The following is a 12,163-nucleotide window of genomic DNA, read 5'->3' as shown; positions in this document are numbered from 1 at the left end:
ATAGCGATGGCAGACGCGAATCCTTTACAGCTCTCTTTGTACCATCCGCGTGGTTGTTTATCTGCGTCGGTGCAAGCGTTGTGGGTCGCATCTGCGAGCGAGTCTCACGCAGTTGAAGCTTGGCTGCCGGGGGATATTGGCAGTGGGATAGTGTTTAATTTGACGAACACAATCGCGATAAACCAACAACCGTTTGAGACGGGGGTGATTCTGCAACCGGTCAGTAAAGACAGCGCCTTGCTGGCCATGCCCGCAGGCAGTGTAATGGCCGGCATGCGGTTTCACCCCGCGGTGGGATATGGGGTGATGAATAGGCTTTGCGATACGCCTACGCCTTTAGTGGCGAACACGGTCTTTGAGCACGCATTGCTCTCGTTATTTAAGCAACTTTCTGCCTCTACGGGGCCTTATGCGAAAATGAACAGTCTTTACCGTTGGCTGAAAATCCACCTCCGTTTTAGTGAACAGATCCCTCCCTCACTTGCCAGTGCCTTGAATGCGTTAAGCCTTGCTGAAGGGCTCAATCCAGACACCTTAACCATTAGCCAACGGCAGCTAGAGCGGCAATTTCAGCGCTGGTTAGGGGTAACCCCAAAACAAGCGGCACGTATTCTCCGCGTTAAGCGCACCCGAGAAGCACTAAAACAATCACATGCTCCTCTGGTGGATATCGCCCTATCGCAAGGCTTTTCCGACCAAGCCCATATGACGCGAGAGTTCAAACAAATCGCGAAAGTCACGCCTTATGGGTATGTGAAGCGGGTGAGGGGGCGTTACTCGGAATAGCGATGCCTTCAGACTTACTATTTTTTGGGCAACCCATCACATTCGCTTAATTTGAAATCAGATCGATGGCCTTTTCAGAGAAGTGCGTGGGGTCTATGTTGAACGTTTCATTATTATAAATGAAATGACTTGGAAGGTAAGGAGAATCATGACTCATCCTTTTACCGTAGTGATTGTAAATTGCTTTCAGTACGCCTGTAATACCAACGCAAGTAGCCACTTCACCATGATTGAGGTATAGATCTTGGTCGGTGTCACAGTTATCTACAGGAAGTACCTCAGAGTAATATTCATAGTGGGCTTGTAATGCCATCGATGTCAGTTCATCGAGGCTTTTACGTTCAAACCCCCAGCCGAACAACACGTAGCTATATAATGGGAAAACAAGAAAGCGATATATATTCTCAGTATACTGATTTGAGTGTTGGCTAATTGCGCCGGGAACAAGATAAGGCTGAACGCTATCGAGTAATCTAACCTTATCCTGATCGTTGACATCATTGAGTGCAAATGAAACAAGCAGTTCAATAAACAGACGATCTATGTCCACCATGTTACTGTTTATATAGTTAAGATGAAGGCTAAAATCAGTACTTCTCAACTGTTTCAGTGCTTCGTTATCTCCAGTGAAGAGATTTAGGTATAGGCAATTGAAGAGATCTCTTTGATGAAGCGTACTTCGGTCAACATTTACCTTGCGATCTTCACAGTGACGAAGGGTGCTAAGGTTCACTTTTTCTTCGGCAGTACGGATATCAAATGCCAAGTTAAAAAGCGACTTGGCAAATGATATGTATGATTTGCTGACACTATTATTGTCTTCAATGAACATTGTTAATGTCATCAAATCGAATATTGACTTTAGGTGCAATGAGTTGAAACGTAGTGAATTGTCATCACGATTCAGGATTGACTTACTATCAAACGACATGCTTTTCTGAATTGAATTAGCAAGGCGCTTTTTCTTGTCCTTGTTGATATCTTTGCGGTGGTGTTCCCTTAAGAAGTCCATATCTAATTCCCAATGTTGAGTTCTTTAATGGTGATATCATCGATAGTGCCTTTGTCATATTTGTGTGTAGACACTTGCCTGCAGTCTAACACACCTTTTGGGAATGCATTCTACTGCGCGGCTTTTGAACATCTTGGGTTATTGTCTATGAATAGAAAGCAGCATTTTTTGAATGAAAAAATAGACAGTTTCAGCGTGGACTAGCATTTAACTTGCCTTGTGATGTTATGTAAAAAGTATCTGGTTAATATGAGCTTCACATCTAACACTCAGACTCAAGGACGTTCAAGTGAAAAGTACCCCTCAACGTGCGATTGCAGCGTTGCTAGCAGCTTCTGCTGTTTTGCCTTTTTCGGCTTTCTCTAACAGCACCGAGACTCTCTTTCCTATTTTCAAACCCTCTGGTTGGCAACACAAAGCGATAGTGGCGAGTGAAGCTTTTCTAGGGTTGGACAAAGCACCGTTTCCAGTGATTGCGTATGCATATGATAAACCGGACAATTATGAGTTTGTGATCCGCGAAGTGTTGTCTCAACCATTTGAAGAGATGGCAGCGGAAGCAAAGCGTAACTTATGTAGCCAGCCCTTTGAGTTAAGCGCTTTTTCCGATTATGGATTAACCGCATCGGGTGCTCCCTATTCCTCAGAGTTGGTGCTGTGCGAAGGCTTCCTAACCGAGGCGCAGAAGCAGCTCGGTACAGACAAGATCAGTGTCTCTTTCCCTCGTCGTTCCGTTATTTACATTGCCAAAACGGAGTTGACGCAGGCGCAAGCGCTAGAGTTTCACTACTTGGTCGCAGCGACGTACATTGATGATAGTTTCGGTAATGCACCTATTTCAGATGTGATTGTTGATTACGAAGGGCTTCAACCTGTCGCGGTTTCACAACCTCAGTTTTAATGAGGGGTGCGTATCGATAAATAGCCGCGCTTTTGGCGCGGCATTTAATGCTTAAGGGAATGTACGATCAAAGATTTCTGAGGCACTTTCTCCCGTTTCGAACTTATCTCTGATATACGAGAGGTCTTCGTATATCATCCAGTCAATCAAATAAACGGAATCGAAGTCTATTTTCTTGCCAGTCAATGCGATGTGCTTTTTAACCATCGCATTCAGGTAGAGGTGAAAAACAGCATGCTTGTCATAAAGGTATCTGGAGTTTTCTCCGGTCTCGTCACCGTTTTCAGGTGCCACCATAGAATAGTATTCGTAGTTGGCTTGTATAGCGACCTCAACCGCTCTTTCAAACGGACTATTATCATAGCCCCAAGAACAGGCAATTAAGCTAATTAATGGAAAGATCAACCATTGGTAATAGTATTGAAGGTATTGGTTGCCTGTAATCTCTGTGATTTTCCCTCTTTCAAGGTAAGGTTCTATCGCTCTAAGGTGTTCTATTTGAACACTTTCTGTTTTTTCACCTTGGAAGAAGGCATTGAACAATGAAAAACAGTGCTTGTGAAACTGATTAAACGCGTCGCTATCACTCTGCACAGATATATCTGAGGGTGTGATTTTTCTAGATAACACGCTGCTTTCACTGTTAAAACCAATAATCTCAGCAACCGAAATGTATTCAAGCCAGTCAATGAAGCTTAAGGGCCTTTTCTGATTTGGTTTTGTTATTACATTCTGCTTTCCAAAGATCGAAATGCTACTCTTCTCGTCTTTGAGAGTGTTAATTTTCCAAGTGACTTCATTTGTTTTGTTAATACAATATAATAAAAACTCTGACTTGTTTCGATAGTCTTTATATAAAGTTGAAGACGCTAAAGAAGCTAGAATGTCATTTGATATAAAAAGATATTTATCATAAATATGTTCGACATTAGTGTCATTTATTAAACTTCGCAATGCTATTTTTACAGAATCAAACTTGAAGTCTAATATTGGCTTATAATTCTCGGGCTCTCTGTATTTGAAAATATGATGTTTCATTCTGTTTCCTAATGACTAGTTCACGTTGTGATTAAATATTGAAGTTACTCTGAACCGTTGACTGCGCTAACAGCACGCGACGAGATCCCAACGTGATAGAGGTGCTCACATTTTGGGTAGTCATTCTAATCATGGCGTTTGTGGTCCTGTTGTCAAAATTTCGAACAATCATGTGTGGTCCTTGAGGTCTATCTGATATAGCAAACTTCATACGCTTACCTAGGGCTCCTCCGTCGCCGTTCCATCATGATTTCCATCCGCTCGCCTTAAGAGAGGTAGCGGCTTTCATTCTACGGTGATGCATTAGGTGCGCAAATGATTTTGGTGTGACGTGTTTCAACTTGTTAACAGGTATTCTACATTGTGTCGTCAGTTAAAACGATGATATCGCGCTCGCTTATCTGAAATGTGTTCTGCAGATGGGATTAAGTCCCGCAGCGCTTGATGCTTTCCCTCGTGCGAGCTTTCTAGGCTCGCTAACGTTGTTACTGTTTTTAGATTTAGCCCACGAGACCTTCAAAGCAGACCTTCAAAACAGACCTTCAGAACTGATCCTCAAAAAAGTGCTTTGCTGGCACGCTTAGATTTCGCGGAATGCGCGTCTTGGGGGTGATAGAGTTCAAAAATCATACGCCATCGAGATTTAGTGATTGAGTTCCCTTCCGTTCCATGCTTCACTTTACGCACCATTCTTTAGGAGATGATGTCACGATGAATAACTAACGCCTGTCAGTCCATATCAAATTTTTCATTTTTGGATTCACAGGGTTAGTGGGCGTGAATATCGTCTTCTCTTTGCTATGCATTGCTTCTAATGGGCTTTGCTGCTGCAATTCATTCTTGCAGCGTGTATTAGCAAAGTATCGCAATCACCTTTATTTTCGATATCGCGTCTGTCCCTGTGTCAACAGGAGGCAAACGATGCCTAAGCTACAATTTTCGCAACTTTCTTTTCAGTTAGCCGATGGCGAGCCGCTATTTTCGGGCCTATCTGCAAGCTTACCGCATGGTATTACCGCATTAGTGGGTGACAATGGCGCCGGAAAATCAGTGCTTGCAAGGTGTTTGATGGGGTTGCTACCGCCTGATTCTGGCCACATACAATGCACACCGTCCGTGGGTTACCTGTCGCAACAAGAGGCTGCACATGCTGAACGACCATCGACGGCCTCGATAGGTCGCTATTTAGGCTTGGAGGAAAAGCTAAAGGCATTGCAACGCATCTCGCAAGGGGAGTATCGAGAAGCAGACTTTACCCTTGTGGGTGATGATTGGTTGCTAGAAGAGCAATTACACCAACGTTTACGGCAAGCGGGCTTGCCAGCAAACTGGCAGCATCATTGTGACTGTTTGAGTGGCGGAGAGCGGGTCAGGTTGCGTCTCTTGGCACTGCTAGAGGAAGCACCAAGTCTGCTCGTCTTGGATGAGCCAACCAATCATCTCGATGTCACGGGGAGAAAGTGGCTCGCTGAAGCGTTGAACGCGTATCAAGGCGATGTTCTCGTGATTAGCCATGATGTCGGGTTATTAGCGTTGGCAACGCAAGTTTGGAAGTTGGATACTTTGGGCTTGCACCTCTTTGAGGGCAGCTACCAAGCGTTTGTCGACGCGGAAACATTGAAAATAGCGGCATTGGAGCGACAGTATCAACACACTTTACGTCTGGAAAAATGCATCATTGAAGAGGCAAGACGGAGTGAAGAAAAAGCACAACGGCGCGCGCGACAAGGTGAGGCGGCTCGCCAACGGGGCGATCAACCGAAGATATTACTCAATAGCATGCGAAACAGTGCACAATCGTCAGCGCAAAGTCGACGAACGCAAACGCAAGCTCAGTTGCAGCGAGTGAAAGCTGAGCGCGCGGTGCTTGATAGCCAACGCATCGAACATGCAACTCAAACGCTCTATTTTGCTGAGGCACAGGCGAAACGTCAGCGTTTAAGGGTCTTGGAAGAGGTTGTGTTGCCATATGGCAATGCAACGCCACTCTCAATGCAGCTATTCAGTGGTGATAGGTGGCATCTTTGTGGCGCAAACGGGAGTGGAAAATCGACGCTTTTAAAATGCTTAATGGGCTGGCAGAGGCCAAAACATGGCTACATTAAGGGGAGCGCGCCACTCGCGTATTTAGATCAGCATTACAGTCTATTGCACCCTGACGAATCAATGCTGGATAACTTGCGCAGGCTCGCTCCGCACCTTGACCAATCCGCAGCACGGACCTTGTTAGCGGGTATTGGCTTTCGTCGAGACAGTGTTTTTCGTTTAACCCGTGATTTAAGTGGTGGTGAGAAGATGAAGTTGGCGGTTGTTGCCATCAGTCAGCAAGCTGACGTGAAGATGTTACTCCTTGATGAGCCCGACAATCACCTCGATCTACGCTCGAAACAGCTGTTGATACACACGTTAAATCAGTACCCGGGCGGCTTTGTCTTAGTGAGCCATGATGAGGGTTTTGTGGATGCGCTATCTATTGAAAAACACTAAGATTTTAATTTTATGTAAATAGAAGGTGATATTCGTGATGGTATTTCCATCACGAATATATTATTCAAACTTTACGATTTTAGTGGAAAAATAGCAATGTAAGCGATCCTGAAGCTTTTATTTTACAAGGCTTTCTCTTGCTATTAATTATGTTGTCTATGTTTGAAGATGAATGATTTAGGCGCAGTTACCCTCGTCACACAAGTAATCAATTTATACTCTGTAAACAGAGTTGTTTAAGGTGCACTTCCATGCTCTCAGTGTTCTTAATTCTGGGTGCTTTAGGAATTAGATGATGACAGATTTGATAAGTTTCCTGTTGAAGAAAGTGCGATAATAAGCACTAATTACTTTTTAAAGTTCAACACTTACATTATGAATGAGTTGTCAAAATTAATAACCAAGGCTGATGAATGTCATTTTTATTGGGTTTATCCTTTCTCTCGGCATCGATAAGTACTGAGATGGTATCAACATTTGATCAAGATATTGGGCCAAGCTGTGAAGTGGTCTTTTCCTCTGAAGAGAAAACACTGTTTGAACATCAATATGTTGGACCCTGTGGTGAGCTTGACGTTGAACATGTGAATAGAGATGTTGCTCTTGTCCGGTTTGCTGATAGCTATGGAGCGTTTCAACACTATGCCATATTGATGGCAAACGAACTCAATGGTTTGTCAGGTGAACTAATTGTGTCGACTGATAGCAGATTTAAAGGACAGCGGACTGTTGAACTAAACACGGTGACTATTGATGGTGAGAACCTTGAGGTTGATGAGTCAACATCTATTGAAGCGCGACTTATTGCAGCTAAGTTGCTAGAAAAACCGATGCCTTTATCGATGAGTGTGGCGGAAAAAAATGCTCTATATGAGCGTTCTGCGACGTTATTTATTGCAGAATTTGCAACGCAGCATGGATACAACATTTGTGAAGAAGATGAATCATTAGTTTACTATGCGATTGAACAGAAGGGATTGTTTAATCTATGTTGGCAACCTCACTTATCGTCAGTGAGGTTGGTTTGGTCGAAGGCAGAGGAACGCGTTAATCTGGGCGAAGGTCGCTTTCAGCCCGACGGTTCGATTGCGTTCAGTAATGGCGAATACACCGGGTACTTTGATCCTCGAACCATGACATTCGATGTTTCGCCGTGAAACCAATAAAATTCATTTTACAGAGACTGTGAGCGTTATTGCCCTGCTTTTAATCGAAGATAGAGAGACTCATACAGCGCGCTCATTTCACCCACATCATCTTGCCAATGGCCATTATCGAGTACCTCTTGGGGCGGATAAACTGCCGGGTCATCTTTGAGTGATTGCGGCAGCATGGCTTGCGCTGTTTTCACCGGGGTGAGGTAGCCGATTTCTAAGGCAATTTTCGCGGCGTTGTCTGGACGAATGAGAAAATCGATCATTTTATGTGCCGCTTCAACGTTTTCCGCCCCTGCGGGTATGGTGAGTACATCCATCCAGAGTATGGCGCCTTCTTTCGGCCACACAACATCAACCGGCGTGCCTTCTTGGCGCGCCATATACGCGGACCCATTCCAAATTGCCCCTAAGTCGACTTCGCCAGCCATGAAGGGAGCGGCAGGAAAATCAGAGTTAAAGACCACGACACTTGGGATCAACTTGCGCAGTTCCTCATACGCTTGCTTGATTTCTTGTTCATCAACACTGTTGGTGGAATAGCCGAGTTTGCGTAGGCCGAGATGGAAGACGCTGCGGGCGTCATCAAGCAGCATCACTTTTCCTTGATATTCAGGATGCCAAAGATCTGCCCACGCATTAATGTTGGCATCGGGGAGCATGGCTTGATTAACGCCAATCCCCGTTGCTCCCCACATGTAAGGCACTGTGTATTGGTTATCCGGATCATAGTCACGGCCGAGGAAGTTCGCATCAAGGTGATGGTAGTTAGTGAGCCTGTTAGTATCAATCGGCATCAGCATGCCTTCGCGGCGCATTTTAGCGACAAAATAGGTGGAAGGGACAACGATATCGTACCCTTTGCCGACAGTTTTGAGTTTGGCATACATGGCTTCATTCGACTCGTAGGTGGTGTAAATCACCTCGATGCCGGTTTCTTCTTCAAAGGCTTCAAGCAGTGATGGGGGAACGTACTCAGAAAAGTTATAAAAGTAGAGTGTTTCTGCTGATGCAGACAGGGATGTGCTAGCCAATAAGCTGGCGCAGAGTAGTGTTTTGAGCATACGACCTTCCTTGGTTAGGCGAGTTGTTTGGGAGAGTGTCGTCGTCAATATAGCGAAAGAATTTACGCTACTGATTGCTTATTGGGCGAAGCGTGACAATGGGCGTTGAATACGTTGCAAGGCTTCATCGGCTACCACAATGATTGTTAACAAGAACTGGTTTGAGGATGTCGTGGCTGGAAAGGTGTATCGCCGGGCCGTGTTCGTGAGTGGACAAAGGCACAACTTGCGTTGCGCCTTTAATGACCGAAAGCGGGGTTACTTAATGCGGTCGCAACTAAACGTATCGTTGGAGGTGTATGACTTTCCAACAAACTTCTCGTCGGTGAGTTCTAGGATCTCGGTCACTTGCGGCTCGAGCATGGCGTCAAATAGGCTTTGTACCATCGGCTTGATTGAGTGTGCCATGTCATTCTTGGCCGTGAGAGAGTAATCGACTATCTCCTCACGGACTTGGCTTGCCGACATGGTCCAGCGACCTTGATGGACAAACTCAAATTCAGCATCAGGTTTACCCGGTACAACACTTAGCCAGAGTTTCGTGATGCCGGTGGAATCATAAGTCTCTTTAAAGGTTGTAAAGCTCTCGACTTTGCTTTCCGCACCGTAGCTTGCAACACAATGCCAATCGCCAACTAAACGTTCAGCGCCACCGTTAGCGATGTTACTTGATGTAGTCTGACAGCCACTTAGGGTTAAAAATGAAAGCGCGATTGCTGCGCCGACAACTTGCTTTTTCATACCGTTCCTTGTTTCTTTACTCTCGCTTCGTATTGAGCTGAACCCTCACTGCTATAAGGGCAAAACCGAGCAGGTTATCCCTTTTCTAGAGATTGGAGTCGCTTACGCTGGGTGGACTTTTATTAAGTCAATTTGCCCTATTCTGCTGGCTGAGTTCACCTCGACAACCATACTGAATAAGAGGGCAGTTTGACATTATTGGCATGAATGTCTTTCTGTTAAAGTGTTTTTGCGAGTGATTTCACTTCTTATGGCACACAGCCATACTTGTGGAGAATGTTGGTCTTTGGAGTGGGCAAATTTGGATAATTAATTAGACTGGAAATGTGACATAAACCGCATCTGAGTGCCAGATGCGGTCGTGGTCGCTAGTCACGTTTTTGTACGATAAAAAAGTGATAGCCAAAGTCACTGAGGTAGTGACGGTAGATAGCGATTTCTCGCTCGATATCTGCCAAGGCAGCTGAGTTTGTCAATGAATCGCGTAACGCATCAACGCGCTCGGCAAGTGGCTCATAATAGGCCTGCCACGCTGCGTCGCTGAGCGGGTGGTCGCTAACTAATTCATACCCTGCTGCGGCAATCTGTGATTGTCGAGTGGCGACTGTGGTGATGTCGGGGTACTCGCCTTTCCAAAATTCGATAGCCTCTTGCGCAGGCGTGTCAGTGCGCCAGATGAGATCGCTAATCACCATGAACCCACCCTCATTCAGCAAGCGTCGCCACGATGTCAGTGCTTGGTTGAAGCCCATAATGTAGGCACAGCTTTCAGCCCATAGGGTATCAAAAGTGCCATCTTCAAACGGTAAGTCGGTCATACTGGCGCAGACAGGGGTGATTTGGTTAGCGAACGGCTGGCCTACGAGGGCTGCTTGGAGTCGGTCAAGGGCGCCTTGCTCATTATCCACGGCGGTTATCGCTACATTGCTCTCCGCCGCAATCAGCTTGGTCGACGTGCCATTACCGCAGCCGATTTCGAGAAGTTTGATCGGGGGGCAGGGTAAGGCGCGGAGTGCGTGCAATGTATCTTCGTCTGTGCCTGGTCCCCAACGATCGAGACCGTTGAAAACGTGCATAAAGTCAGCCATATATTGGTCGTGTTCGTTCATGTCTTTTGATAACCATTTCAGTCTCAGGGCTTCTTTCTCATTAAAACCCTGATGTTTTAACCATTCTAAGTGCGCTTGTGGCGCGAGTTTATCTGTCTCGGTATGCCACGCTTTTAAGTCATGTTCACCTAACAGCCCTGCCAAAAATTGGCGTGATTGCTGTTTTTGGGCAATTTCTTCATCTAAGAGGTGCAGGCGTTGTTGAAGTAGGCGTCGATCAATTTTGGCCGTGAGGCAGGCTTTGCATTCTTTCAGCGATAAACCGCCCGCTTGTAGCTGCTGAATCAAACGCACCCGTTGGATGTCGTTGTCATTATATTCTCGATAGCCATTGTCGCGCCGTCTGCCCTTAATCAGTCCTTGTTTTTCGTAATATAGCAGCGCCGTTCGTGATAGCCCGACCTGCTCTGCTAGTTCTGAAATACGGTATGCCAAGGTGATGCTCCCATGTCTTAGCCGTTGTGTATATTGAGTCAGCTTACGTACACGATAAACTATAAAGCAGTAGACAGGTCAAGGGTTGTCAGTGACTAAATCCGGTGTTGCTTCTAACTTGCCGAGTAAGACCATCATCAGCAATGTGGCAATGGTGATGACAACAGCCATGATAAGGAAGCCGTACTCTATCGCGTTGTAGTGAGCGAGTAGGGCGATCAATACATAGCTTAAGCTTTGCGCTAGGGTTGAGAACATCGCAAGTCCGCCATCGACACGTCCTCGGGTTTCAATGGCGACGGTATTGTGCATCCAAGTTGTGCGAGCAATACGATTGGCGGCATTGAATACCCCAAAACCTGCGGTAAATAAAACGATGTAGATCGGTGATGAGACACTGCTCATCGCGAACAGCACTAGAGTCACCATCGCCATGCCGTAGAACATGGTGCGTTGGTGGCTAAAGGTGCGCAAGATACGTGAAATGAGTAATCCACTGACCAATGAGCCGACAGCAAACGTGATGTTATAAACGGCTAACCAATGCCCCGCGACGTTTTCTTGCGCAAACCAAATCGGTACCAGTTTGCCAAGATAGGTCAAGATCGGATAGGTCAAACACGATAAAAGAATGAAGCCATAAAAAGTCGGTTGAGCGATGAAAATGGCTTTACTTTCTTTGATTTGAGCTAAGAACTTGGTCTTTCTTTGTTGGCGCAGCTTTCTGTTATAGGGGGTGAGTGCATAGCTGGTGGCCGAAATGGCCGATGCCAACATGGCAAACAAGGCAAATTCAGCGATTCCCCACATTTCTAACAACACAATACCTAAAGCGCCAGAACCCAGCGTGGTGCCCTGCAAGATAATTTCTTGCTGTCCCGAAATCTTCGCATATTCGTGTTTTTCGTAGTTTTCTTGTGTAAAGGCATTGTTGGCATTCCAGGCCACATTGCTGGATAGCCAGAACACAAACTGTGCGAACGCTAACAGCCAAACTGAGACATCACCGATGAAGGTAAAAGCCAGCACGCCAGCGGCGGTGCTCGATTGCAAGAGTTGCACGCTGATCAGCACGCCCTTGCGAGAGACTCTGTCGAGCAACGTCGCAGTAAACGGAGTCAGTATGAATGACGCGGCGGTACAGGTTAAAGCCGTGAGTGCAATGAAGGAGCCCATATCACCAGCTTTTAAGATAATCCAAGGCAATGCCATCATCATCATGCCAGAGCTAATGCCATCAAAAAATCGGCCAGTGAGGTAGGGCGGCGTTTTGTTTTTCATTGTCGAGTCCTTATTTACTGCGTGTGAGGGCACTCTAAAACCTCAAGCTAACTTTAGGTCAATAGTTTTCTTTGTTTTTTATCAATCTTTTATATTGTCTGCAGATGATGCGTGATGATGGTAATTCAATGTGATTCAAGTCGCGAGCCTTTCGA

Annotated in this window: 10 protein-coding genes; 4 read left to right on the top strand and 6 right to left on the bottom strand. The window is 45.7% G+C overall.

Annotated features, from left to right (window positions below; all coding sequences use genetic code 11):
* Positions 1 to 6 precede the first annotated feature (6 nt).
* A complete protein-coding gene (locus TSUB_RS24290; protein ID WP_087024086.1) occupies positions 7 to 786 on the top strand; it encodes a helix-turn-helix domain-containing protein in 780 nt (259 codons plus the stop codon).
* Positions 787 to 832: 46 nt separating this feature from the next.
* Here the strand turns inward: TSUB_RS24290 and TSUB_RS24285 are convergent, their stop codons facing one another.
* Positions 833 to 1,798, bottom strand: a complete 966-nt coding sequence (locus TSUB_RS24285; protein ID WP_087024088.1) for a hypothetical protein — start codon at positions 1,796 to 1,798, stop codon at positions 833 to 835.
* Positions 1,799 to 2,087: 289 nt separating this feature from the next.
* Here TSUB_RS24285 and TSUB_RS24280 point away from each other — a divergent pair, with 289 nt between their 5' ends.
* Positions 2,088 to 2,699 (top strand): hypothetical protein, encoded by a 612-nt coding sequence (locus TSUB_RS24280; RefSeq protein WP_087024091.1) that lies wholly within the window; start codon positions 2,088 to 2,090, stop codon positions 2,697 to 2,699.
* Positions 2,700 to 2,750: 51 nt separating this feature from the next.
* Here TSUB_RS24280 and TSUB_RS24275 read toward each other — a convergent pair whose 3' ends face one another.
* Positions 2,751 to 3,737: an immunity 49 family protein gene (locus tag TSUB_RS24275; RefSeq protein ID WP_221274618.1), complete on the bottom strand. Its 987-nt coding sequence runs from the start codon at positions 3,735 to 3,737 to the stop codon at positions 2,751 to 2,753.
* A 921-nt stretch (positions 3,738 to 4,658) separates the two neighbouring features.
* Here TSUB_RS24275 and TSUB_RS24270 point away from each other — a divergent pair.
* Entirely contained in the window at positions 4,659 to 6,224 is a 1,566-nt protein-coding gene (locus TSUB_RS24270) for an ATP-binding cassette domain-containing protein (RefSeq protein WP_221274617.1), read from the top strand.
* Positions 6,225 to 6,637: 413 nt separating this feature from the next.
* Positions 6,638 to 7,381: a hypothetical protein gene (locus TSUB_RS24265; protein ID WP_087026343.1), complete on the top strand. Its 744-nt coding sequence runs from the start codon at positions 6,638 to 6,640 to the stop codon at positions 7,379 to 7,381.
* A 35-nt stretch (positions 7,382 to 7,416) separates the two neighbouring features.
* Here TSUB_RS24265 and TSUB_RS24260 read toward each other — a convergent pair whose 3' ends face one another.
* The 4 genes from TSUB_RS24260 to TSUB_RS24245 form a co-directional block, all read right to left on the bottom strand.
* Complete coding sequence (locus tag TSUB_RS24260; RefSeq protein ID WP_087026340.1) at positions 7,417 to 8,442, bottom strand: extracellular solute-binding protein; 1,026 nt, start codon at positions 8,440 to 8,442, stop codon at positions 7,417 to 7,419.
* A gap of 258 nt (positions 8,443 to 8,700) precedes the next feature.
* A complete protein-coding gene (locus TSUB_RS24255) occupies positions 8,701 to 9,183 on the bottom strand; it encodes a hypothetical protein (protein ID WP_087026336.1) in 483 nt (160 codons plus the stop codon).
* 368 nt (positions 9,184 to 9,551) lie between these two features.
* The gene (locus TSUB_RS24250) at positions 9,552 to 10,727 is read right to left on the bottom strand and encodes a MerR family transcriptional regulator (protein WP_087026333.1); all 1,176 of its coding nucleotides are present in this window, start codon (positions 10,725 to 10,727) and stop codon (positions 9,552 to 9,554) included.
* A gap of 78 nt (positions 10,728 to 10,805) precedes the next feature.
* A complete protein-coding gene (locus TSUB_RS24245) occupies positions 10,806 to 12,008 on the bottom strand; it encodes an MFS transporter (RefSeq protein WP_087026330.1) in 1,203 nt (400 codons plus the stop codon).
* Positions 12,009 to 12,163 lie beyond the last annotated feature (155 nt).

It is taken from the genome of Thaumasiovibrio subtropicus, assembly GCF_019703835.1.
Taxonomy (GTDB): domain Bacteria; phylum Pseudomonadota; class Gammaproteobacteria; order Enterobacterales; family Vibrionaceae; genus Thaumasiovibrio; species Thaumasiovibrio subtropicus.
The sequence above is the reverse complement of the archived record's forward strand: the minus strand, read 5'-3'. Positions and strand labels throughout refer to the sequence as shown.

Coding starts and splice junctions, on each gene's coding strand:
- TSUB_RS24290 (WP_087024086.1), top strand. CDS start 7: ATGGCAGACGCGAATCCTTTACAGCTCTCTTTGTACCATCCGCGTGGT.
- TSUB_RS24285 (WP_087024088.1), bottom strand. CDS start 1,798: ATGGACTTCTTAAGGGAACACCACCGCAAAGATATCAACAAGGACAAG.
- TSUB_RS24275 (WP_221274618.1), bottom strand. CDS start 3,737: ATGAAACATCATATTTTCAAATACAGAGAGCCCGAGAATTATAAGCCA.
- TSUB_RS24270 (WP_221274617.1), top strand. CDS start 4,659: ATGCCTAAGCTACAATTTTCGCAACTTTCTTTTCAGTTAGCCGATGGC.
- TSUB_RS24265 (WP_087026343.1), top strand. CDS start 6,638: ATGTCATTTTTATTGGGTTTATCCTTTCTCTCGGCATCGATAAGTACT.
- TSUB_RS24260 (WP_087026340.1), bottom strand. CDS start 8,442: ATGCTCAAAACACTACTCTGCGCCAGCTTATTGGCTAGCACATCCCTG.
- TSUB_RS24255 (WP_087026336.1), bottom strand. CDS start 9,183: ATGAAAAAGCAAGTTGTCGGCGCAGCAATCGCGCTTTCATTTTTAACC.
- TSUB_RS24245 (WP_087026330.1), bottom strand. CDS start 12,008: ATGAAAAACAAAACGCCGCCCTACCTCACTGGCCGATTTTTTGATGGC.